The 22,050-nt window shown below is 62.6% G+C and carries 21 protein-coding genes; 15 read left to right on the top strand and 6 right to left on the bottom strand.

Annotated elements, in window-relative coordinates; all coding sequences use genetic code 11:
• Positions 1-42 precede the first annotated feature (42 nt).
• Together N430_RS16540 and N430_RS16535 are read left to right on the top strand one after the other, a co-directional pair.
• The gene (locus N430_RS16540; RefSeq protein ID WP_110637136.1) at positions 43-1,620 is read left to right on the top strand and encodes an aldehyde dehydrogenase (NADP(+)); all 1,578 of its coding nucleotides are present in this window, start codon (positions 43-45) and stop codon (positions 1,618-1,620) included.
• 2 nt (positions 1,621-1,622) lie between these two features.
• Positions 1,623-2,870 (top strand): FAD-binding oxidoreductase, encoded by a 1,248-nt coding sequence (locus N430_RS16535; RefSeq protein WP_110637138.1) that lies wholly within the window; start codon positions 1,623-1,625, stop codon positions 2,868-2,870.
• A gap of 31 nt (positions 2,871-2,901) precedes the next feature.
• Here the strand turns inward: N430_RS16535 and xenA are convergent, their stop codons facing one another.
• Entirely contained in the window at positions 2,902-3,993 is a 1,092-nt protein-coding gene (gene xenA, locus N430_RS16530) for a xenobiotic reductase XenA (RefSeq protein WP_110637140.1), read from the bottom strand.
• A 48-nt stretch (positions 3,994-4,041) separates the two neighbouring features.
• Here xenA and N430_RS16525 point away from each other — a divergent pair, with 48 nt between their 5' ends.
• Positions 4,042-4,377: a helix-turn-helix transcriptional regulator gene (locus N430_RS16525; protein ID WP_110637142.1), complete on the top strand. Its 336-nt coding sequence runs from the start codon at positions 4,042-4,044 to the stop codon at positions 4,375-4,377.
• A 102-nt stretch (positions 4,378-4,479) separates the two neighbouring features.
• Here the strand turns inward: N430_RS16525 and N430_RS16520 are convergent, their stop codons facing one another.
• The 3 genes from N430_RS16520 to N430_RS16510 form a co-directional block, all read right to left on the bottom strand.
• Entirely contained in the window at positions 4,480-5,097 is a 618-nt protein-coding gene (locus N430_RS16520) for a metalloregulator ArsR/SmtB family transcription factor (protein ID WP_110637144.1), read from the bottom strand.
• Positions 5,097-5,735, bottom strand: coding sequence for a hypothetical protein (locus N430_RS16515; protein ID WP_110637146.1), 639 nt, complete (start codon positions 5,733-5,735; stop codon positions 5,097-5,099). Before N430_RS16515 ends, N430_RS16520 begins: the two co-directional genes overlap by 1 nt.
• Before the next feature lie 157 nt (positions 5,736-5,892).
• Positions 5,893-6,762 carry a LysR family transcriptional regulator gene (locus tag N430_RS16510; RefSeq protein ID WP_110637147.1) on the bottom strand — a complete coding sequence of 290 codons (870 nt, stop codon included), beginning with the start codon at positions 6,760-6,762 and terminating at the stop codon, positions 5,893-5,895.
• Positions 6,763-6,966: 204 nt separating this feature from the next.
• Here N430_RS16510 and N430_RS16505 point away from each other — a divergent pair, with 204 nt between their 5' ends.
• Genes N430_RS16505 through N430_RS16485 form a run of 5 tightly spaced genes read left to right on the top strand, consistent with a single transcriptional unit; the run spans position 6,967 to position 9,646 of the window.
• A complete protein-coding gene (locus N430_RS16505) occupies positions 6,967-7,713 on the top strand; it encodes a 2OG-Fe dioxygenase family protein (protein ID WP_110637149.1) in 747 nt (248 codons plus the stop codon).
• Positions 7,697-8,179, top strand: a complete 483-nt coding sequence (locus tag N430_RS16500; protein WP_103446304.1) for a GNAT family N-acetyltransferase — start codon at positions 7,697-7,699, stop codon at positions 8,177-8,179. The genes N430_RS16505 and N430_RS16500 overlap by 17 nt, the downstream gene beginning before the upstream one ends.
• A complete protein-coding gene (locus tag N430_RS16495) occupies positions 8,176-8,877 on the top strand; it encodes an AzlC family ABC transporter permease (protein ID WP_256592142.1) in 702 nt (233 codons plus the stop codon). Before N430_RS16500 ends, N430_RS16495 begins: the two co-directional genes overlap by 4 nt.
• Positions 8,856-9,176, top strand: a complete 321-nt coding sequence (locus N430_RS16490) for an AzlD domain-containing protein (protein WP_110637151.1) — start codon at positions 8,856-8,858, stop codon at positions 9,174-9,176. Before N430_RS16495 ends, N430_RS16490 begins: the two co-directional genes overlap by 22 nt.
• A gap of 26 nt (positions 9,177-9,202) precedes the next feature.
• Positions 9,203-9,646: a hypothetical protein gene (locus N430_RS16485; RefSeq protein ID WP_110637153.1), complete on the top strand. Its 444-nt coding sequence runs from the start codon at positions 9,203-9,205 to the stop codon at positions 9,644-9,646.
• Between the two features lie 51 nt (positions 9,647-9,697).
• On the opposite strand, the gene mqo is transcribed toward N430_RS16485, so the two are convergent.
• A complete protein-coding gene (mqo, locus tag N430_RS16480; RefSeq protein WP_110637155.1) occupies positions 9,698-11,335 on the bottom strand; it encodes a malate dehydrogenase (quinone) in 1,638 nt (545 codons plus the stop codon).
• Between the two features lie 333 nt (positions 11,336-11,668).
• Between mqo and N430_RS16475 the strand changes: the two genes are divergently transcribed.
• The 5 genes from N430_RS16475 to N430_RS16450 all read left to right on the top strand — a co-directional run bounded on the left by N430_RS16475 (position 11,669) and on the right by N430_RS16450 (position 18,123).
• Complete coding sequence (locus N430_RS16475; protein WP_110637157.1) at positions 11,669-12,199, top strand: sigma-70 family RNA polymerase sigma factor; 531 nt, start codon at positions 11,669-11,671, stop codon at positions 12,197-12,199.
• A gap of 4 nt (positions 12,200-12,203) precedes the next feature.
• Positions 12,204-13,169, top strand: coding sequence for a FecR domain-containing protein (locus tag N430_RS16470; RefSeq protein ID WP_110637159.1), 966 nt, complete (start codon positions 12,204-12,206; stop codon positions 13,167-13,169).
• Between the two features lie 291 nt (positions 13,170-13,460).
• Positions 13,461-15,899 carry a TonB-dependent siderophore receptor gene (locus N430_RS16465; protein ID WP_110637160.1) on the top strand — a complete coding sequence of 813 codons (2,439 nt, stop codon included), beginning with the start codon at positions 13,461-13,463 and terminating at the stop codon, positions 15,897-15,899.
• A gap of 241 nt (positions 15,900-16,140) precedes the next feature.
• Positions 16,141-17,193 (top strand): proline racemase family protein, encoded by a 1,053-nt coding sequence (locus tag N430_RS16455; protein ID WP_110637163.1) that lies wholly within the window; start codon positions 16,141-16,143, stop codon positions 17,191-17,193.
• A 60-nt stretch (positions 17,194-17,253) separates the two neighbouring features.
• The gene (locus N430_RS16450) at positions 17,254-18,123 is read left to right on the top strand and encodes a LysR family transcriptional regulator (RefSeq protein ID WP_110637165.1); all 870 of its coding nucleotides are present in this window, start codon (positions 17,254-17,256) and stop codon (positions 18,121-18,123) included.
• 76 nt (positions 18,124-18,199) lie between these two features.
• On the opposite strand, the gene N430_RS16445 is transcribed toward N430_RS16450, so the two are convergent.
• Positions 18,200-18,391: a DUF4223 family protein gene (locus tag N430_RS16445; protein ID WP_085675695.1), complete on the bottom strand. Its 192-nt coding sequence runs from the start codon at positions 18,389-18,391 to the stop codon at positions 18,200-18,202.
• 317 nt (positions 18,392-18,708) lie between these two features.
• On the opposite strand from N430_RS16445, the gene N430_RS16440 reads away from it, so the two are divergent.
• Entirely contained in the window at positions 18,709-19,326 is a 618-nt protein-coding gene (locus N430_RS16440) for a LysE family transporter (RefSeq protein ID WP_110637167.1), read from the top strand.
• A gap of 1,013 nt (positions 19,327-20,339) precedes the next feature.
• Positions 20,340-21,983, top strand: a complete 1,644-nt coding sequence (locus N430_RS16430) for a hypothetical protein (RefSeq protein ID WP_256592141.1) — start codon at positions 20,340-20,342, stop codon at positions 21,981-21,983.
• The last annotated feature ends 67 nt before the right edge of the window (positions 21,984-22,050 follow it).

Raw genomic sequence — 22,050 nt, 5'->3', positions numbered from 1 at the left:
AAAGCGCCCCCCGATCCAGAAACTGATTCCGAAGGAGGCTCCATGACCCTGACAGGCAACCTGCTGATCGGCCAGCGCGCCGTACCCGGCAGCCGCGACGCGATCCGCGCCATCGACCCGGCCACCAACCAGGCCCTCGAACCCGCCTACGCCGGCGGCACCGGCGAACACGTGGCCCAGGCCTGCGCACTGGCCTGGGCGGCGTTCGACGCCTACCGCGAAACCTCGCTGGAACAGCGCGCCCATTTCCTCGAAACCATCGCCAGCGAAATCGAAGCGCTGGGCGATGCACTGATCGACCGCGCCGTCGCCGAAAGCGGCCTGCCCAAGGCGCGCATCCAGGGCGAGCGTGGCCGCACCTGCACGCAACTGCGCACCTTTGCACGGGTGGTGCGCAGCGGCGAATGGCTCGATGTGCGGGTCGACAACGCCCTGCCCGAGCGCCAACCGCTGCCACGCGCCGACCTGCGCCAGCGCCAGGTGGCCCTGGGCCCGGTGGCAGTGTTCGGCGCCAGCAACTTCCCCCTGGCCTTCTCGGTAGCCGGAGGCGACACCGCCTCGGCACTGGCTGCTGGCTGCCCGGTGGTGGTCAAGGCCCACGCCGCGCACCCCGGCACCAGCGAACTGGTCGGCCAGGCCGTGGCCCGCGCGGTCAAGCACTGCAGCCTGCCTGAAGGCGTGTTCTCGTTGCTGTATGGTGCCGGCCGCGAAGTCGGCATCGCCTTGGTCAGCGATCCACGCATCAAGGCGGTCGGTTTCACCGGCTCGCGCAGCGGCGGTATTGCCCTGTGCCAGGCGGCCCAGGCACGCCCAGAGCCAATTCCGGTGTACGCCGAGATGAGTTCGATCAACCCGGTGTTCCTGTTCGACACCGCCTTGCGGGCCCGTGGCGCAAAACTGGCGCAAGGCTTCGTCGCCTCGCTGACCCAGGGCGCCGGGCAGTTCTGCACCAACCCAGGCCTGGTGATCGCCCGCCAGGGGCCGGCGCTGCAGCGCTTCATCGAGGCGGCCAGCGAGCACGTGCGCCAGGCCGCCGCGCAGACCATGCTCACTCCGGGCATTGCCAGCGCCTATGCCGCTGGCGTCGACGCCCTGGCCCACAACGCCAACGCTACGGTTGCCGCCAGCGGCCAGGCGCAGCAAGGGCCGAACCAATGCCAGGCACAGCTGTTCGTGACCCAGGCCGAAGCGTTTCTCAGCGACCCAGCGTTGCAGGCCGAAGTGTTTGGCGCTGCTTCGCTGGTGGTGGCCTGCAGCAGCGACGAGCAGGTCCGCCAGGTGGCCGAGCACCTTGAGGGCCAGCTGACCGCCACGCTGCAACTGGACGATGCCGATATCGACAGCGCCCGCGCCCTGCTGCCGACCCTGGAACGCAAGGCCGGGCGCATCCTGGTCAACGGCTGGCCGACCGGTGTCGAGGTGTGCGATGCGATGGTCCACGGCGGGCCGTTCCCGGCCACCTCCGATGCCCGCACCACTTCGGTCGGCACGGCGGCGATCCTGCGCTTCCTGCGCCCGGTGTGCTACCAGGACTTCCCCGATGCCCTGTTGCCGCAGGCGCTCCAGCACGGCAACCCGCTGCAACTGCGGCGCTTGCTCGACGGTAAACGGGAAGGTTGAGCATGGTCGACACCCCTGAAACCGATATCGCCGTGGTCGGCGCCGGCATCGTCGGCGTGGCCTGCGCCCTGCAACTGGCCCGCCAGGGCCGTCGGGTGCTGCTGCTCGATCACCAGGCGCCCGGCCACGGTGCCTCCTACGGCAACGCCGGGCACCTGGCCACCGAGCAGGTGTTTCCGATCGCCGACCTGTCGATCCTCAAGCGCCTGCCGCGCATGCTGCTCGACCCGATGGGCCCGCTGCGCCTGGACTGGAAGTACCTGCCCAAGGCCATGCCGTGGTTCACCCGGCTGCTGCTCAACCTGCGCCCGGCGCCATTCCAGCGCAGCGTGGCCGGTATCCGGGCGCTGAACGAAGGCAGCCTGGGCGCCTGGCAGCGCCTGCTGGGCTCGATCGGGCGCAGCGAGCTGTTCAAGGAAGATGGCTCGTTGCTGGTGTTCGAGCGGCCCGAGTCGCGTCACGCATTGCAAGCCTTGCAGGCGCGCATGCAGCAACAGGATGTGGCGGTGGATTTCTGGTCGGCCGAGCACGTGCGCAACGCGGCACCGCAGCTAAACCCTACGCTGTTGGGTGGTTTGTTCTTCCCGCGTACCGGGCACTTCATCGATCCGTACCGGGTGGTCTGCGCGCTGTTCGAGGCGGCCAGGGCCAGCGGTGTGCGTTTCGTCCAGGCGCGGGTTTCAGGTGGGCAACTGCACGGCGACGGGGTCAGCCTGGCCAGTGACCAGGGGACGTTCAAGGCGCGCCAGGTGCTGCTCAGTTGCGGCGCGCATTCTGCACAGCTGACGGCAGCACTGACCGGCAAGCGCGTACCGCTGGACACCGAGCGCGGCTATCACCTGATGCTGCCGCAGGAACAACAGCGCCTGCCGTTCGCGGTCACCTCGCTGGAGCGCAAGTTCATCATGACGCCCATGGCTGACGGGCTACGCCTGGCCGGCACGGTGGAGTTCGCCGGCCTCGATGCGCCGCCCAGCATGCAGCGGGCGTGGCAGTTGCACCGGTTGAGCAAGGGCTTGTTCCGGCAGGACCTGAGCGTTGAAGGCGCGACGCCATGGATGGGCTTCAGGCCGTCGTTGCCGGACTCGTTGCCGGTGATCGACCGGGTGTGTGATGGGCGGGTGCTGCTGGCGTTCGGGCACCAGCATCTGGGCTTGACCCAGGCAGCGGTGACGGCGGAATGGGTGGGGCGGTTGGCCGAGCAGTCGGCCGGGGCGAAGACATCGGCATATCGCTTGGATCGGTTTTGAGGTTGGGGCCGCATAGCGGCCCCTTCTCGACTCAGCGATAGCGCTCAAGCCAGTGGGCATAAGGTGCCGGCAACGTCCAGGAGGCCTTGTCCACCCCCAATTCCTTCGCCGCGAAGTACGCCCAGTGCGGATCGGCCAGGTGCGCACGCCCCACCGATACCAAGTCCAGCTGGTTGGCCTGCAATGCCTTCTCGGCCAGCTGCGGCGTGCCGAACCCCCATGCCGAAGTCACCGGCAAGCCCGCCTCACGACGTACACGCTCGGCAATCGGCCCCATGAATGCCGGGCCCCAAGGAATGCTGGTTTCCGGGATGGTGAAACCCACGCTGACGCTCAGCAGATCCAGCCCGCCCGCCTTGAACCGACGCGCCAGTTCGATCGACTCTTCCAGGGTCTGCTCATCGCGGCCGTCATATTCCAGCACACCAAAGCGCGCGGTCAGTGGCAGGTTCTCCGGCCAGACCTCACGCACGGCGGCCAGGGTTTCCAGCAAGAAGCGGCTGCGGTTGTCGAAGCTGCCACCGTAGGCATCGGTGCGCTGGTTGGAGTGCTCGGAGAAGAAGCTCTGCCCCAGGTAGCCATGGGCGAAGTGCAGCTCGATCCACTCGAAACCTGCATCACGCGCACGGCGCGCGGCGTCGACGAAATCCTGCTTGACCCGGGCGATGTCGTCCAAGGTCATCTCGCGCGGTACTTTCGGCAGGTGCGCGCCAAAGGCGATGGCCGACGGCGCAATGGTTTCCCAACCACGGGCATCGTCGCCGGCGATGTGGTCATCCCCTTCCCACGGGCGGTTGGCGCTGGCCTTGCGCCCGGCGTGGGCAATCTGGATGCCCGGCACCGAGCCTGCGGCCTTGATCGCCTGCACCACCGGCACGAAGGCCTGGGCATGGGCGTCGCTCCAGATCCCGGCGCAACCGGGGGTGATGCGCCCTTCCGGCGCCACCGCGGTGGCCTCGACCACCAGCAGGCCGGCACCGCCCCGGGCCAGACCGGCCAGGTGCACATGGTGCCAGTCGTTGATCATGCCGTCCTCGGCCATGTACTGGCACATCGGTGGGATGGCGATGCGGTTGCGCAAAGTGACATCTTTGAGGGTGTAAGGTTGGAACAGGGCAGACATGGGCAGCTCCGGATCATCTGGATACGATTGTTCGATCATAATCGAACTATGGCAATTGATGAAACCCCCGTTATCATGTCGGCCATGCGAGCCTACCAACACCCCAACCCTGAAGACCTGATTCTCGAGCGCGTGCTCTACGCACTGAGCGACCCGGTGCGCCTGGGCATCGTCCGCCACCTGGCCGGCGTGGCCGAGGCCAGCTGTGGCGAGCTCGATGGCGGGCGGCCGAAGTCGAGCATGTCGCACCATTTTCGCGTGTTGCGTGATGCGGGGTTGGTGCATACCCGCAATGTCGGGACCACCCACATGAATTCGCTGCGCAGCGAGATGCTGGGCGAGCGGTTTCCTGGGTTGCTGGATTGTATTCTGCGGCAGAACTGATTTTTCCTGTGCCGGCCTCTTCGCGGGCAAGCCCGCTCCCACAGGAGTAGCGTCAAGCCTGTGGGAGCGGGCGTGCCCGCGAATGGGCCGGTACAGGCAACCTCAATGCTGATCCTTGCGCAGTGCAAAGCGGCACACCTGCCCTCCCCTGAGCATGCATTCCTCATGGCTGACCTCGGCGCCGCCAAGTGTGCCAATCAAGGCCAGGTCCAGCTCACACACCACCGGATGCGCCTTGGCCAGATGATGGAAAACGCAGTTGTGCGCGACGATCTGCGGTTCGCCTGAAGAACGGAAGAACACCTCGGCCTCATACCCCGCCGCATTCATGTGCTCGACAATCCGCCCCTCATCCACCACCTCAGCTTCCATGTCCGTCGCCAGCTTGTGCCCCAGTTGGCGCATCAGCGCCAGCAATGCCTCCTGCCCCATCAAGCCCGCCACTTCACCAATCAGCAGGTTGGCCAGCAGCGGATACTGCCGAGGGAACAGTTCGCGGCCATGTTCGGTCAGCTGGTGCAGTTGCTCCGGACGACGTCCGGTGGGCCGGGTGGCGCCGCGCTTGACCAGGCCGTCACGCTCCAGCGCGGCCAGGTGCTGGCGCACCGCCGTGCGGGTAACGGCCAGGGCCTGCGCCAGCTCGTCGATGCTCATGCCGGCCGGCTGATGCAGCAACGCGTGGAGCAGGTCCTGCTGGGTACGGCCAAGGCCTTCGAGCATCAGAACTTGTCCGGGAACTGCTTGACCAGCGCCGCCGTGAGGGCGTCGGACAAGGTCAGGATATGCTCGCGCATCATCGCCCAGGTGCGCGCCTCGCCCGCGTAGTCACCGGCCGCCAGCTGGTCGATCTGCGCCACGTGATGGCCACCGTGGGCGCTGAGCAAGGTCAGCAGGGTCTGCTCCGGCAGGTTCGGGTTGGCCTTGGCCAGGAAGGCGGAGATGGCCTTGGCATTGCTGCCCAGGTCATTGACGGCGGCTTGCTGCCCTTTCTTGTCCTTGGCCACGGTGGCATCGCTGTAGTGCTTGATCGCGCCCCAGTGGCCGGCGAGCAGCTTGAACAACTGGTCAGCGGCGGGTTGGCCGTACAGCGGGGCGATGCTGTTGGCGATCCTGGTGGCATCACTGACCACTTCATTGGCCGCGACTGTGGCCTGCTTGGCGTTGCCCGTCTGGTTGGCGACGGCATAGTTGCGAACCCAGAAAATATGCTCGACCCACAGGTCGCGCAGGGCCATGCGCGTGGTCATCGCAGCGGATTCGGCGGGTTTGGCGGCGGGGGTTGCGGAGGAGTAGCTTTGGCTCCATGCCGGCTGGGCGCACAGGGCGAGCAGCAACAAGGCGGCAATCTTGATGTTCATGACGGCACCCTCCTGGAGGGGATCGACTGACAAGATTAATTTAAGCATCAAAATATGTTTTTATTCGGCCGTCGGCGGAATTCCGATCAATGGTTTGCCCATTGAAGACAACAGCCACGGGAGACTTCCCGTGGCTTATGCGCCCGGCGCTGCAAGGTCAGGCGCTGATGGCGTCCAGGCTGCGGATGGGTGTGGGGACCGCACAGAACAGCGGGAACTCCTCTTCGATGATCCACGGTTCTTTCATGACCAGGTAAACATCGAGAAAGTCGGAGAAACCCGGCCAGATGAACAGGTCGTTGGCTTCGGCAACCGCCCGCGACAGCACGCCCACGCCGCCAAAACTCTTGATCATCGACACGCTGACGATCTCGCTGCCGGAATGGAACACGGTTGCCCCGTCCAGCATGCCTGGCCGGCGCTCGGCAAAGCGGTTAAAGATCGAATGATACGGGCATTCCGGCAGAGGCTTGATCACCGCGCAAGGCGCTGAGCGGTCATTGCTGGTTGACGAGGCAACGACTTCGATGCGCAAGCCCTTCAGCGGTACCGAATGGTAGTTCTCGCCCATGCTGTCGCCCAGCACCACCACCATGTCCGCTTCGTCCTTGGCCAGCTTGACCAGGTTGTCGGGCGACTCCGAACAACTGAAGATCGGACTGTAGCCAGACAACTTGCTGACCACGGCGCCCATGATCTGCTGGTTGATTTCCATCGACAGCGTGCTGTTCAAGGCAACCCGCAACGGCAGGCGCTGGTTGCGGCTCTGGCGCAGCTGATTGATCTTCAGCTGCATGCGCTCGGATGAACGCACGATTTCCAGGACATGCGGCAGGATGCCCATGCCCTCCTGGGTCAGCGATACCCCTTTGTTGGTCCGGTCGAACAACTTGAAACCGCAATGATCTTCGAGCTTTTTCAACTGAGCAGCCAAGGCCTGGACCGTGACGTGTACCTGTTCGGCCGCATCGGTGATCGAGCCCGTGCGGGCTACGGTCACGATGTTTTTAAGCACCTTGATGTCCATTCACTCTCCCTCCCCGTTCCGTTGACGCAGGCCGTCAACGAAAGGCATGAGGATATCGCACAACCGCCGGCACTGTCTGCCCGATAACGGTGCACGCCGTCTGGGTAGCAAGCAATGGTTGAGGCACGTCAAAAAAAAGTGAAGTTTCGGCGAACGATTCAACTGTTAGATTTTTGGCAGCTTTTACATAAAAAGAGATTTGCCATGCTGACACTGAATAGAAACATCGATACTGCCCTGCGACAAAACAAGACCGTTAACGTCCTGGGCAGCGATTATGCGTTGAACGGGGGCTTCAATGAGTTTGTCGAGTTTTCCAAAAGTTGGGAAACCATGGGCGTCGACCGTTATTACGGCCAGGCCGAAAAAGGCACCCGCTATCGCCGTTACAGCGACTTCGACTTCAACCCGGTCACCGGCGAACTTTGCCAACTCAATCACCGCGCCTACGAACAATCCGAAGCGCACAACAACTATGTCGGTGGCATGGCACGGCATTTCGATGACATCAGTGCCGATGTGTTCAACTCACCGATTCTGCGCGCGTTGATTCGCCTGGATTTCGACGTGTACAAGGCGGTATTGCCTGAAGAACTGCACACGGTCACCTGGCAGTGCCAAGTGCACCAGATCCGTATCGAGATCAAACCGGGGGCGCAGATCGAAATCACCCCTGAAGGTATTCACTGCGACGGTTATCCGTTCAGCGGCGTGCACTTCTGGGGCCGTCACAACGTCGAGGGTGCTACCAGCAACATCTACGACAAACAGTCGAATGTGATCGACTCCGGCACCTACCTGAACATTCTCGATACTACTTACTTCCTCGACCGCGAACTGCAACACTATGTCACTCCGGCGATCAACCCGAGCCCTTCGGAAATGGGCTATCGGCAGATCATTGCAATTTCCTTCTCTCGACCGGGCAGCGAGCATGACATTATCGACTAGTTACATCGGCCCGGTGCCGAAGTTGTTTCCCAGTGAACACATCAATGGCCTGAGCATCAAGAAAGCCACGCCTTTCCATGCCCGCAAGATCGTCGACTTCTTCCGTCGCTTCGAGGAGACCTCGTTCTGCGACTGGCAGGACGAAGGGCTGCTCAAAGGCTTGCTCGGCTCGGAGCATACCTATTGCTACATGGCCGAGAACCACACCGGCACCATCGTCGGTGCGGTCGCAGGGGGCTTGATGGGCACACGGGGCACCATCAATCACATGGCGGTGGCGCCGGACTATCGGCAGAGCCGGATCGGCACCTCATTGGCCAACTCGATACTCAGCGACTTCCGCCAGCACGGTATTCGTCGGGTGTTTCTGTTCGTCGAGAATGACAACACCAACGCACTGAGCTTCTGGCAGAAGCAAGGCTTCCTGCAAACCCGTGGTGAAATCACCTGCGAGGTCGACCTGTGACCTCGTCGGTACTGCTAACCACCTCGCGCAAGGAAAGCCTGGTCGACGCCCTGCCGATCGTTACCGGCTACTTCGTGGTCAGTTTCGTGTTTGGTGTCATGTGCATCAACGCCGGCCTGCCCTTGTGGCTGCCGGCCGCCATGTGCCTGTTCGTCTACGCCGGTGCGGCGCAGTTCGCCGCACTGGCACTGATGACCAGCAGCGCACCGCTGATCACCATCGCGTTGTCGACCTTGCTGATCAATTCGCGGCATATGCTGATGGCGATGTACATGTCCAAACGCAGCGCACAACTGCCGATCAGCAAGCCGCAGAAGTTGCTGTACGCATTCGGCCTGACCGATGAGTCGTTTGCTTTTCATAGCCAACGCCTGGAAAACGGCAAGCCGACCTCACCGGGTTATTTGCTGCAGTTCAATACCTATTGCCATGCCAGCTGGATCGCTGGCGCGGTGTTTGGCGCGGTGGCATCGGATGCATTGAACCGGTTTTCCCAGTTCAAGCTGGACTATGCCCTGACGGCCATGATGATCTTCGTGCTGATATCGCTGTGCAGCACCTTCACCAAAGCCGTCATCGCCCTGGTGGTGATCGTGACCACCTGCCTGCTGAACATGTTTGCGCCCTCGCCCTTGAACGTATTCATCGCAACCGCCGTTGGCTGTGGAGCAGGGCTATGCCTGAAAAGAACTACCTGATCGCAGCGGTGATGCTGATGGCTGCCATCACTTACCTGACCCGCGCGACCCCGTTTCTGCTGAAGATGGAGAAGTCCCCCAAGCTGTTCAATGACGTCATTGAATACCTGCCGGTGGCAATCATCGCCAGCATCACCGTACCCGCCCTGCTGGTGGCCAAGGATGGCTCGCTGATCGGCCTGAATGCCGACCTGCTGGCTGCGATTCCAGTGATCATCGTCGCTTATTGGTCCAGGAGCCTGATCTACAGCGTGTGCGCCGGCGTCGCCGGACACGTGGCGATCACGCTGCTGGCTTGAGGCCCGGATCTGAAAAGGAAACCGCTATGAGCCTTGTTCGCCGGAAAGTCACCCTGACCAACCTGAGTGAATTTTCCCGCCTGATGCCCAAGGTTCCACGTGACCGGGTCATCGACGAAATGGCTGACCTGTCGCTGGAATGCTCGCTGGCCTACGCCTTGAGCAAGACGTTCTTGCGCGATGGCTGGATCGCCGAATATCGCCATCTGCATGCGGCCGCTCACTTGAGCCCGGGCAACGACCTGCTGCTGTTCGCCACCTCCGGCAGCTTGAAGCTGGAAATGCCCGATGGTTCGGAACTGCACGTCACGCACGGCGACCAGGTGGTACTCAAGGCCGCCACCGAGGCGAAGGTGTTTCCCGTCAGTGACGAGGGTGACGTGAGTTTCCTGGCGCTGGCGGTGGACCTCGACCTGAGCGAGGTGTTGCAGGAGCTTGCCATCGACAGCGCCTTGCCGAAAGCGCAATAAAAAAAAAGCCACGGGGGTCACCCGTGGCTTTCTCGAAGCAACATCGCCTGATCAGAGCGCCATGTCGTTCTCTGGCTTGCTTTCAACCGGCTTGCTCGGCGCCACGGTGGTGCCGACGCTGTCGTCGATCACCGGTGGCTTCTCCAGCTGCAGCACTTCAGCGGTGTAGTTCCACTCTTTCTGGGTGGCCGCTGCCGAGTCGTTCAGCTTGGTACCGTAGCTCGGTACGATTTCCTTGATCTTGGCCTGCCACTCAGGGGTGGCGACCTTCTCCTTGAACACGGTTTCCAGCACGTTCAGCATGATCGGCGCGGCGGTCGAAGCACCTGGCGAGGCGCCCAGCAGGCCGGCGATGGTGCGGTCCTGGGAAGCCACCACTTCGGTGCCCAGCTTCAGCACGCCGCCCTTCTCTTCGTCACGCTTGATGATCTGCACGCGTTGACCGGCCTGCCACAGTTTCCAGTCTTCCTTCTTGGCGTTCGGGAAGTAGGTGCGCAGGGCTTCGAAGCGATCGTCATCCGACAGCATCAGCTGGCCAGCGAGGTACTCGACCAGCGGGTACTGGTCGATACCGACCTTGGTCATCGGCCACACGTTGTGGGTGGTGGTGCTGCTGAGCAGGTCCAGGTACGAACCGTTCTTCAGGAACTTGCTCGAGAAGGTGGCGAATGGGCCAAACAGGATCACGCGCTTGCCGTCCAGCACGCGGGTGTCCAGGTGCGGTACCGACATGGGTGGTGCGCCGGTCGAGGCAATGCCGTAGGCCTTGGCCATGTGCTGCATGGCCACGGTCGGGTTCTCGGTCACCAGGAACGAACCGCCCACCGGGAAGCCTGCGTATTCCTTGGCTTCTGGAATGCCCGACTTCTGCAGCAGCTTCAGCGCGCCGCCACCGGCACCGATGAACAGGAACTTGGCGTCGGTAGCCGACTCGGTACCGTCCTTGAGGTTCTTGTACTCGACGTGCCAGGAGCCGTCCTTGTTGCGGGTGATGTCCTGCACTTCGCTGGACAGCTTCAGGTCGAAGCCTTTCTGGGTCTGCAGGTGGCCAACGAACTGGCGGGTGATTTCGCCGAAGTTGACGTCGGTGCCGATAGGCGTCCAGGTGACCGCCAGCTTCTGGTTCGGGTCACGGCCTTCCATCATCAGCGGGACCCACTTGGCGATCTGCGCGTGGTCCTCGGAGTACTGCATCGGGCGGAACAGCGGGCTGGCCTGCAGCGCGTCGTAACGCTTCTTGAGGAACTTGATGTTGTCATCGCCCCAGACGAAGCTCATGTGCGGGGTGGTGTTGATGAACGAGTGCGGGTTCTTCAGCACGCCCTGGCGAACCTGCCACGACCAGAACTGGCGGGAGATCTGGAAGGCTTCGTTGATTTCGATGGCCTTGGAGATGTTGACCTTGCCGTCTTTGTCTTCCGGGGTGTAGTTCAGCTCGGCCAGCGCGGAGTGGCCGGTACCGGCGTTGTTCCAGCCGTTGGAGCTTTCTTCGGCGACGCCGTCCAGGCGCTCGACCATTTCCATCGACCAGCTTGGCTCCAGCTCGTGCAGCCACACGGCCAGGGTGGAGCTCATGATGCCGCCGCCGACCAGCAGCACATCGACTTTCTTGGTTTCTGCGGCGTGCGCTTGCATGAAGCTCGCAGCGACAGCCAGACCCAGCAAGGTCTTGCCAGCTTTCTTGAACATTGATCAATTCCAGTCAGTAGAACGGAGGTAGGGCCTGTGGCTGGCCCAGAGGGTTCCTTGTTCTTCAGCGCAGGCTTGTTGTAGATGATTGTTCAGCAGCCAGAGAACCAGAAAACGACTCAGGATTTTGTCGAATTGACCGACAAGGCTGAATCGTTTCGCCGATTGTAACCGAAATGCCAGCACAAACAAATTGCGCGGCAATAGGCAAGACGACAGGTTGTCTCATGCTGGCCAAGCGCCGAGAGAAGCCATTGCAGTATCGTTCAAGCGCCCCTAGTATTGCGAGCACTTCTCATTCGCACCCAATACGCGCTAGCGCCGGATGCCGCCGTGGTTTCGATTCCTGAGCTGAACAGTTCGATCCATACCTTGTACCAGAGCCATTCGCGCTGGCTGCTGGGCTTTCTCTATCGACGCCTTGGCAACCGGCCGGATGCCGCCGACCTGGTGCAGGACACCTTCGTGCGCATTCTGCATCGGCCGCGCCAGTTCGACGGCCAGTCGGCGGAACGCTCCTACCTGGCGACCATCGCACGCGGCTTGTGCATCGACCATTGGCGCCGGCAGAAGCTGGAACACGCCTGGCTTGAACACCTGGCCTTGCAGCCCCCTGCCCTGCAGCCCTCTGCCGAGCAGCACGCACTGATCGTCGAAACCCTGCATGAAGTCGACGCAATGCTGCAGCGCTTGCCGGGCAAGGTGCGCCAGGCGTTCCTGATGGCACAGATCGACGGCCTGGCCTACCGCGATATCGCCGTGCACATCGGCGTCAGCGAACGCATGGTCAAGAAGTACCTGGCCCAGGCGTTGCTGCACTGCGCCATCCTCGAAGCCGAACTCGACGGCCTGCTGGTGGAGTGAGGCCATGACCCAAGCGACACACAAACTCAGCCACGCCAGCCTGCAGCAAGCCGCGCACTGGTATGTGCAGTTGCAGGATGAAGACGTCGCCCCGCAATTGCAGCTGCAATGGCAGGCCTGGCTCGACCAGCACGGCGACCACCAGGCCGCCTGGCTTTACGTGCAACGGGTTGGTCAGCGCTTTGCTCCGCTGCAGCTTGAGGGCAATGTGGCAGGCAGGGTGCTGCGCGAGCACGATGCACGCCGCATGACGCGCCGCAGCGGGCTCAAGTCGTTGCTGGTGCTGGGCGCCAGCTCACTGCTGGGCTGGCGTGCCTGGCATGGGGCGCCGCTGCAAGGCTGGAGCGCCGACCTGGCCACGGGCATCGGCGAAACCCGGCAAACCCGCCTGGCCGACGGCAGCCAGTTGTGGGTCGGCGCGCAGAGCGCATTGGACCTGGACTTCACCCTGCAGGCCCGGGTGCTGCACCTGCGCTTTGGCGAAATCCTGGTGGAAACCGCCAACGATGCCGGCCGCCCGTTCTTCGTCGATACCGCCCAGGGCCGCATGCAGGCCCTGGGCACCCGTTTCGCGGTGTGCCAGCAAGATGAACTCACCCGCCTGGACGTCTACGCCGGCGCCGTCGAGGTGTGCACCGCAGGCAGTGCCGAACGCCGTATTGTCCAGGCTGGGCAACAGGTGGCGTTCAGCGCCCAGGGCATGGGTGACACACGGCCGGCGCAGAGTGCCGGCGAGTCGTGGATCCACCGGCGCCTGAACGCCGAAGACATGCCGCTGGCGCAGTTGCTGCAGACGCTGGGGCGGTATCGCCATGGTCATCTGGGTTGGCATCCGGCGGTGGCGCAGCTATCGGTGATGGGCGCCTTCCCGCTCGACGACACCGACCGCGCACTGGCCTTGTTGCAGGCGGCTTTACCGGTCCGTGTGCAGCGGCTCACACCCTGGTGGGTGAGTGTGGAGCCCGCCTGACTGATCGCGCTGTCGTGCAGGATGCCTGGACTTTGTGGGAGCGGCCTTGCGTCGCGAAAGGGCCGCAAAGCGGCCCCAGGATTTCGGCTTCAACGCAGATATCGCCGGGGCCGCTTCGCGGCCCTTTCGCGACGCAAGGCCGCTCCCACAAGCTTGGCGTGGTCAACGCGTTGTGTTCAGTCCTGTGAGAACAAATAAAAAATTTCGAACTTGGTTCCCTTTTTCTCGTTTCGTTCGGTTTACCCCGCATACGACACCTCACAACCCAACGTATCGATTTCAGGGACCAGCATGCCGAAGCCCCTCCACCCCGCGTTCCGCCTGGCGCTAGCCGCGCCGCTTTCGCTCTGCACAGTCGCGCCATTGATGCTGCCTGCCACAACAGCGCATGCCGCACAGGCAGCCAGTGCCGAGATGAACTTCGACATCGCCCCCGGCTCGCTCGCGGGTGCGCTCAACCAGTTCAGTAGCCAGGCCGGCATCTACCTGGCCGGCAGCAACGCCTTGGCCGCCGGCAAGACAAGCCAGGGCCTGCAAGGCCGCTACAGCGTCACCCAAGGGTTGGCCCGCCTGCTTCAGGGCTCCGGTCTGCAGGCCGTGCCCCAGGGCAATGCTGGTTATGTGCTGCAACCGGCCGCCGACGGCAGCGCGCTGCAACTCGATGCCACCACGGTGAACGCCGCCCTGCTCACCAGCAACGGCCAGAGCGACAACGGCTACCGTGCCGTTGCCAGCAACACCGCCAGCAAGACCGGTGCCGCCCTGGCCGACACGCCGCGTTCGGTTTCGGTGGTGACCCGCCAGCGCATGGACGACCAGCAGTCGCAGACCCTCACCGAAGTGCTGGGCTACGTGCCGGGCATCTTCTCGCCACCTTTCGCCGGCGGTGACGGGCAAGCCGGCGACCTGTTCTTCATCCGCGGCTTCAACGCCACCGACTACGGCTATGGCCTGTTGCGCGACGGCCTGCGGGTGCAGGGCAACCGCTATGACACCAGCAGCGAGCCTTACGGCCTGGAACGGGTGGAAGTGTTCCGCGGCCCGACCTCGATCCTGTATGGCGAAAACGCCCCGGGCGGTGTGGTCAACCTGGTCAGCAAAAAGCCGACCGCCGACGCCCGTGGTGAAGTGCAGCTGAGCTACGGCTCGTACAACCGCCGCCAGCTCGGGGTCGATGTCTCCGGCCCGTTGACCGACGAAGGCAACATCCTCGGTCGCCTGGTGATGATGGGCCGCAAGTCCGACACGCAGATCGACCATCAGCCCGACGACCGCCTGTACCTCGCACCGTCGCTGACCCTGAACTTCGACGAGTTCAACAGCCTGACCGTGCTGGCCACCTACCAGCGCGACCGTACGCTGATGGAGTTGGGCTACCCTGCCGCCGGCACCTTGCTGCACAACCCCAACGGCAAGATCGACAAGGACCAGCTGTCCGGCAACCCGGACTGGGACAACTTCGAGCGCGAAACCTGGAGCCTGGGCTACGAGTTCAGCCATCGCTTCAACGACACCTGGCAATTGCGCCAGAACTCGCGCTACCTGCAGTCCCGCATCGACCGCCAGGAAATGTGGCCCGGCAACCTCAACAACGGCGGCTTCGGCACCACCCTGAGCAACCAGGCCTACGACCGCTACAACAAGTCCATCGCCTACTCGCTGGACAACCAGTTCGAAGGCCACTTCATCGACGGCGCTTTCGAACACACGCTATTGCTGGGCGCGAGCCTGGACCGCACTTCGTTCAACCAGGATTGGGACGCCGGCAACGGCGGCACCATCAACGTGTTCAACCCGGTGTGGAACGGCAAGCCGAGCACCCCGTTCCATGTGCAGAACGCGCTCCTGGAACAGACCATGTACGGCCTGTACAGCCAGTTGCAGACCAAGGTCGACCACTGGGTGCTGCTGCTCGGCGGGCGCCTGGACCGGGTCAACAGCCAGTTCCGCAACAAGGCCGGTACCCTAAACGCCGAAGCCGACATGGACAGCTGGGACAGCAAGTTCACCTGGCAGACCGGCGTGATGTACCAGTTCGACAACGGCCTGTCGCCCTACTTCAGCTACTCCACGGCCTTCGCCCCGACCCAACAGACCGAAAGCAAGAGCGGCCCGCTGGACCCGACCACCAGCGAGCAGTACGAAGTGGGCATCAAGTACGAACCCAAGGGCTGGAACACCGCGTTTACCGCGTCGGTGTACGACCTGCGCAAGAAGGACGACGTGCTGTACGACGCGGCCGTGGGCGACTACCGCCAGATCGGCGCCAGCCGTGCCAAGGGCGTGGAGCTGGAGCTCAACAGCGACCTGAGCGAGAACCTGAACCTCACTGCCGCCTACACCTACACCGATTCACGCATCACCAAGGACGTGGCCGGGTCGCTGTATGAAGACCACCAGATGACCGGCGTGCCGCGCAACCAGGCGTCAGTGTGGAGTACCTACCGCTATCGTGACGGGCTGCTGAAGGGGCTTTCGGTTGGCGGTGGTGTGCGGCATTTCGACAGCACCTTTGCCTATACGCCGGCCAGCCTGTACGGCAAGCTCGATACCGGTGATGTGACGCTGGTGGATGCCAAGGTCGGGTATGAGATCGACGACAACTGGTCGGTCGAGGTCAACGCCCGCAACCTGTTCGACAAGGAATACGTGGCAGGCTGCAACAACGCCGGGCGTTGCTATTGGGGTGAAGAGCGCACCTTGCTAGGCACTGTTTCACTGCGCTGGTAGCGGTCTCCTGTACCGGCCTCTTCGCGGGCTCGCCCGCTCCCACAGGGATCACACCAGGCCTGAGGCCAGTGCTGTACCTGTGGGAGCGGGCATGCCCGCGAAGAGGCCGGTACAGGCAACCACAATTGCCATTGAAGAAACCGATCACCCGATCGGAATTATTCGCCTTACAGCCCCACCCAGCCCCTTTTATCCTGCGGCCCAGACCCCGCTCAATCACCACAATAAAGGGCCGCCCCGCATGTCATTCAAACGCACCATCCACGCCGTCGACACCCACGCCGGCACGCCCATGCGCGTGATCACCGGCGGCATCCCGCACATCCCCGGCGACAGCGTGCACGCCAAGATGAAATGGCTTGAAGCCAACGACGACCAACTGCGCAAGCTGATGCTGCGCGAACCGCGCGGCTACCCGGCGCACTGCTGCAACATCATCGTCCCGCCCAGCCACCCCGAGGCTGACGCCGGCTACATCATCATGGAGCAGATCGAGTACCCGGTGATGTCCGGCGGCAATACCATTTCGGTGGTCACCGTGCTGCTGGAAATGGGCATGCTGCCGATGCGCGAGCCACTGACTGAGCTGGTGCTGGAGGCACCGGCCGGGCTGATCCGCATCAAGGCGCAATGCGAGGGCGGCAAGGTGAAGGCGGTCACCTTCCAGAACGTGCCAGCATTCGCGGCGCACATCGACGCCGTCATCGATGTGCCGCACCTGGGCAAGGTCCGCGTGGACGTGGGCTGGGGCGGCATGTTCTACGTGATCGCCGATGTGCGCCAGTTCAAGGGCCTTGAGCTGATTCCCGAGCATGGCGGCGAAATCGCCCGGGTATCGTCGATGATCCGCCAGGCTGCCATCGAGCAGTTACCAGTCGCCCACCCCGACTACCCTGGCATCGGCATCACCATTTCCCAGCTGTCCGGCCCCAGCGAAGACCCCAACGCCGACTGGAAGAATGCCGTGACCATGGCCAGCGGCGCATTCTCCTGGGACGACCCGGCCACCTGGACCGGCGCGCTGGACCGTTGCCCGTGCGGCACCGGCACCTCGGCGAAGATGGCCACGCTACACGCCAAGGGCGAACTGCCGTTGCACCGCGATTTCCGCCACCAAGGGCTGCTGGGCAATGTCTACACCGGCCGCCTGATCGACGAAACCCGCATTGGCGACAAGCCAGCCGTGGTGCCGACCATCACTGGCAAGAGCTGGATCTACGGCCTGAACACCTTCGTCCTCGACCACGACGACCCGTTCCCGGAAGGTTTTACCATCGGCGACATCTGGGCCTGAGTGCCGCTACTATCGGCGAGTCGGGCCAGCCGGCTCGCCTTTTGACGACGGTCGCCTCTCATGAACATCGAGCACCTGCGGGCCTTCATCGAAGTGGCCGCCAGCGGCAGCTTCCACAAGGCTGCCGAACGCCTGCACATCACCCAGTCTTCGGTCAGCGCCCGGATCAAGGCCCTCGAAGACCGCCTCAATCGCCCGCTGTTCAGCCGCAGCCGGCATGGCGTGACGTTGACCTCCGGCGGCAATCTGTTCTACCGCCACGCCGTGTCGGTGATCAGTGCCTGGGAGCGCGCCCAGCAAGACGTGGCGTTGCCCACCGACATGCGCAGCACGGTCAGCCTGGGGTTGCCGATGAACCACTGGGGTAACATCACTGCCGACTGGGTGGCGTGGATGGAGCGTCACCAGCCACGGGTGGCCACCCAAGTGCATTCGGACTACTCGCTCCTGCTGATGAACGAGCTGCGCCAGGGTTTGCTGGACCTGGCGATCCTTTACGAACCGCACCACTGGCCAGACGTGGTCCTCGAACCCTTCCTCGAAGAACCGCTGCAGCTGGTGTCAACCCAGGCCGACACCGTGTTCGAGGGCCATGGCGAGGGGTACGTGTATATCAGCTGGGGCCGCTCGTTCACCGACCAGCACAATGCGGCCTTCCCTGGAGCCCGGCGTCATCGCCTGTCGATTACCCAGGAAACCATCGCCCTCGACTACATCCTCAGGCACGGCGGCTCGGCGTATTTCTCGCAGTTCATGGTCAAGGACCTGCTCGCCGAGGGGCGCCTGCATGTGGTGGCCGCTGCGCCGGCGCTCAGTGTGCGTACTTACCTGGCGTTCTCCACCTTGCGTGAGCGTTCGCCGGAAACGCTGAAAGCGGTCGAGGGGCTGCAATCGATCCCCTTCTACACCCAGGGCAAACATTTCAGCTAACAAAAACCCCCGGCCATTTGCATGACCGGGGGCTTCGGATCAGGCCGCTAGCGGCGAGATCTGGGGATCACCAGGCTTACTGCTGCTGAGGCAGCTTGTCGATCGGGCCGCAGCCACCGATGACCTTGGAGATGGAAACCGAAGGGTGGAACAGGTAGTCGTACGAGCAGTTTTTCTGCGCGTTATAGACTTGGCCAGTGCAACCCGACAGCAGGGCAACGCCGGAAACTACAGCAACGGCGACAGTGGCCTTGAACAGCTTTTTCATACTAAGTCCTTTAAATGCTTCATCTTCGGCCATCTTTCTGATGGCGGCGGGATGATACAGAACCCAGGCATTGGATCCAAGTCGCAATAAGCCATCGACCCAATGCGCCGTGCCCGTGAAGTGCCTCACATCGACGGGCCACCCACGTGCTGAAAACGTGAACTCCACAGCACGGTGGGGTTGGTCTTTGCGCCTTGATCGCGAGATCAAGGAATAACCTGTGATTGGGGCCGCCATGCGGCCCCTATGTTTTTACGAGCCATGCAAAGCGCGATAGGCTACGTGCCTGCCTTCGCACTGCCCAACAGGAGTTCCCCATGCTCGGTGTCACCGACTACGGCGCGTTCGTCATCGCCTTCATCATCGTCCTGGCCATCCCCGGCCCAGGCAACTTCGCCCTGATCACCGCCACCGGCAAGGGCGGTATCAAGGCCGGCATGGCAGCGACCTGCGGGGTGATCCTCGGTGACCAGGTGCTGTTGTGGCTGGCCGTGGCCGGCGTCGCCACCCTGCTGGCCGCCTACCCCGCCGCCTTCCACGTGGTGCAGTGGGCCGGTGCCGCCTACCTGGCCTACCTGGGCCTGCGCATGCTGCTGAGCAAACCCGGCGGCGCTCCCCGCGCCAGCCGCATGGACAGCGGCCACTACCTGCGCCAGACCATGATGATCACCTTGCTCAACCCCAAGGCGATCATGTTCTACATGGCTTTCTTCCCGCTGTTCGTCGACCCGGTGAAGCACCAGGGGCTGGTGACCTTCGGTTTCCTCGCTGCCACCGTGGCGGTGGTGACCTTCCTCTATGGGTTGATTGCCGTGGTGCTGACGCACTTGCTGGCGGAGCGCATGCGCGCCAATCCACGGATTGCCAATATGTTCGAGCGGGTGGCCGGGGCTTGCCTGGTCGGGTTCGGCATCAAGCTGGCGGCGATGCGCTGAAGCTTGGCAAAAAACGCTCAATCGCCGGGGGTCACAAAGCAACAGCGGCTTTGGCGTAAACCACATTTGGGCCGGGCATGCCCATGAGCTGCCGAAATGGGGCTGCTCTTGCATTGAGGATGTACCAGCATTCGTGGCCACTATCATCAGCCCAGGTGCCCAGGTCCTGTGCGAGTTTCATCAGACTCGCGACGGCTATCGCTTGGCTATTGTGCGCGGCGCGAGGGGATGTGCAGTGCTTTCGCCGCAATGCCACCCGAATCGGTACGCTGAAAGCAAAAAAGGCACCATAGGTGCCTTTTCAGGAAGTCATGAGTGCTGGTAGTCGCAGCGCTTGCTTAGCACGTCCAGGAAAAACCCTGAAAGGGGTCGGAAGCTAACCATTGTTGCCGGTTACCGCTACCGTACGAGTGGCGACTCGCATAATCCACACTGATCTGCCGATTGCGCCATGGTCCAGATCAGTCCTGCTCTTATTGAGCCCTCGCCGGCAATCTCGATCAAAGCTGAGTCGTCCGTCAACCGTATTGCTGATCAGGGCCCAATACCCACATCTGGCAATGCTTACCCAAACGTGGGTTGACCATTTCACAAATAATTCAGATCCAAATAACGTTTTTACAATTAGAAACAGTTTTTCGGGGCTCTCTACGCCAGTTCAGCTATGGCACAACCCGTGCTTTGACGATTACGGCTCAAGGAACGACCTCTTGCATGCATGTCCGGAACCGGCCAGAACATCGCCGCTCGAGATCGTCGGAAGTCCGGTAACCCGGTATTTCAGGTCGAGCTGTTTATTCGATATCCGTGTCGCTCCGTAGTTGTTGCACAAGCCGTGCAACACGAGCCCTAACCTCGGTAGGTCGAATGCGTGCAAAGAGGCTGGCAGCATTTCGGAGACCATTATGAGCACATCTGCAGGAGTCAGAACTTCAGCCGTAGCGCCCACCCAAACGCGGCTCAGCACGCTCTTCGCTCGCCCGGCACTGCTTGCCGGAGCTGTAGTCGCTGCTATGGCATTAAGTATTGCCGGGCCTGGCGATGCCTGGGCCAAGGGCGGTACCGACAAGCCGGTGAAGGGCACTCCATCACCCTTCACTACGCCCACGTTACCTGACCCGATCTTTGTCGACCCCTTGGCCATTCACGGCTTCGACATCACCGGTTTCATTCAGGACATGACGGTCGACAGCAGCAACAGCAACTGCCCGAATACCAGTAGCCCGGACCGTTTAGGCGGTACGGTCGTCGTCAACGGCACAACTATTATTGTCCCCTGCAATTCGGTCATCCAGATGCCCGCCAACACACTCAACTGGGCGGACTTCGTACACGGTGGCCCGCTGGGCCTTAAACAACTGCCGGCCACTTACCCATCATTTGAAATACATGTTGTCGGCAACACCGTGGCCGGCAAACAAATTGCCGGGCTGATCTTTGTCTCCCAGCAATCGGCCCAGGTCGGCAGTGGCTATATCAGCAGGATTGACCAGACCACCGGCAACATTGAAGTAACAAGTACCAACTCGCCGCAACCGACTGTCTTGCAGATCAACGACCCCAACGGGCGTTTCGGCCGGGCCCAGAGCCCCGATGCGCGCTTCTCGGTGGATGACGCCAACCCGACCATTCACGCGGCCACGGGTTACCCGATGTGCGTCCCGCGTACTGGTGACGACCCGCTCTGCCCACAGAAAAACCGGCCGAAAGTGGTGACGCCGACCACCACCAACAACTGCCGCAACTTTGCCCAGGCCGGAGTGGCGCTGCCAGCCTCAGGTGAGTTGACACCACCGAAGGCAGGCCAATTGTATTGCAGCCAGTTCGTCATGAAGCGCTTCAGCGACCCGACCCGGACCGCAACCGATCCGGACCCGACGCAACAAGTACCGTTCGAAGTCGGCGACTTCATCACTTATTCCGGCACGCTGTTCAAATCGACCACGGCCGGTGTGCCGGACTTCATTTCTGCCCACACCATCGAGGCAAACCTCGGCATCTACACCCAGCCGGGTTCCCAGCCCAGCTACCTGGCCATTGGCGAATTCGGCGTCGGCACTGCTGACCCGGCCCTGGTCGCAGTAAACGGCGCGGCTCAGGAAACCCAGGACCGCATCTTCCTTGAGGCCGAGACCACCGACGTCAAGACCCCGGTGGACATCTACCTGATCGATGTCGACCCTGCCACCGGCGTGCAACGCAACCGCTGGATCACGCCGTTTGAAATGACTGGCGAATGTGACCCGGCCACTGTGCTGGCGGCTACCTGCGCCGGTGCTTCCGGCGGGATCACCACGCAAAATGTTGGCGCCCAACCACAGCGCGCACGGTTGCGTGCGTCCAAGGCACCGACCGGCCTGCTCAGCCAGCCAAGCCGTACCTTGCGGGTGGTCGCTCGCTCACTGTGCGTACCCACCAACACCCTCCCGCAACCTGGGGTCGATAGCTGCCTGCAGAACGCCAGCCGCCTGACCGTGGCCAACGGGCTGACCGCCGGCCAGTACGTGGCACCGGTGTTCGAGTTCATCTTCCCGGAAAACGTCAAGCCAGGGGACGAGATTGTGCCCAATGACTTCTGGCACCTGCCGTTCCTGCGCAATGGCGAAGGCAGCACTACCCCAACCGGGGTTGGCGCGCTGGAACCAACGCCTTGGTGAGTTGAAGCGAAAATAAAACGCTGAAAACGAAAAAGCCCCGCAGACGTTAATCTGCGGGGCTTCATCT

The sequence above is a fragment of the Pseudomonas sp. CC120222-01a genome (assembly GCF_003097235.1).
Lineage (GTDB): Bacteria > Pseudomonadota > Gammaproteobacteria > Pseudomonadales > Pseudomonadaceae > Aquipseudomonas.
The sequence above is the reverse complement of the archived record's forward strand: the minus strand, read 5'-3'. Positions and strand labels throughout refer to the sequence as shown.

Excerpts from the sequence above, each read along its gene's own strand:
- N430_RS16450 (WP_110637165.1), top strand. The coding sequence starts at position 17,254 with ATGAACATCGAGCACCTGCGGGCCTTCATCGAAGTGGCCGCCAGCGGC.
- N430_RS16500 (WP_103446304.1), top strand. The coding sequence starts at position 7,697 with ATGACATTATCGACTAGTTACATCGGCCCGGTGCCGAAGTTGTTTCCC.
- mqo (WP_110637155.1), bottom strand. The coding sequence starts at position 11,335 with ATGTTCAAGAAAGCTGGCAAGACCTTGCTGGGTCTGGCTGTCGCTGCG.
- xenA (WP_110637140.1), bottom strand. The coding sequence starts at position 3,993 with ATGTCTGCCCTGTTCCAACCTTACACCCTCAAAGATGTCACTTTGCGC.
- N430_RS16515 (WP_110637146.1), bottom strand. The coding sequence starts at position 5,735 with ATGAACATCAAGATTGCCGCCTTGTTGCTGCTCGCCCTGTGCGCCCAG.
- N430_RS16465 (WP_110637160.1), top strand. The coding sequence starts at position 13,461 with ATGCCGAAGCCCCTCCACCCCGCGTTCCGCCTGGCGCTAGCCGCGCCG.
- N430_RS16525 (WP_110637142.1), top strand. The coding sequence starts at position 4,042 with ATGGCAATTGATGAAACCCCCGTTATCATGTCGGCCATGCGAGCCTAC.
- N430_RS16535 (WP_110637138.1), top strand. The coding sequence starts at position 1,623 with ATGGTCGACACCCCTGAAACCGATATCGCCGTGGTCGGCGCCGGCATC.
- N430_RS16540 (WP_110637136.1), top strand. The coding sequence starts at position 43 with ATGACCCTGACAGGCAACCTGCTGATCGGCCAGCGCGCCGTACCCGGC.
- N430_RS16470 (WP_110637159.1), top strand. The coding sequence starts at position 12,204 with ATGACCCAAGCGACACACAAACTCAGCCACGCCAGCCTGCAGCAAGCC.
- N430_RS16440 (WP_110637167.1), top strand. The coding sequence starts at position 18,709 with ATGCTCGGTGTCACCGACTACGGCGCGTTCGTCATCGCCTTCATCATC.
- N430_RS16505 (WP_110637149.1), top strand. The coding sequence starts at position 6,967 with ATGCTGACACTGAATAGAAACATCGATACTGCCCTGCGACAAAACAAG.
- N430_RS16490 (WP_110637151.1), top strand. The coding sequence starts at position 8,856 with ATGCCTGAAAAGAACTACCTGATCGCAGCGGTGATGCTGATGGCTGCC.
- N430_RS16520 (WP_110637144.1), bottom strand. The coding sequence starts at position 5,097 with ATGCTCGAAGGCCTTGGCCGTACCCAGCAGGACCTGCTCCACGCGTTG.
- N430_RS16445 (WP_085675695.1), bottom strand. The coding sequence starts at position 18,391 with ATGAAAAAGCTGTTCAAGGCCACTGTCGCCGTTGCTGTAGTTTCCGGC.
- N430_RS16485 (WP_110637153.1), top strand. The coding sequence starts at position 9,203 with ATGAGCCTTGTTCGCCGGAAAGTCACCCTGACCAACCTGAGTGAATTT.
- N430_RS16430 (WP_256592141.1), top strand. The coding sequence starts at position 20,340 with ATGGCATTAAGTATTGCCGGGCCTGGCGATGCCTGGGCCAAGGGCGGT.
- N430_RS16510 (WP_110637147.1), bottom strand. The coding sequence starts at position 6,762 with ATGGACATCAAGGTGCTTAAAAACATCGTGACCGTAGCCCGCACGGGC.
- N430_RS16455 (WP_110637163.1), top strand. The coding sequence starts at position 16,141 with ATGTCATTCAAACGCACCATCCACGCCGTCGACACCCACGCCGGCACG.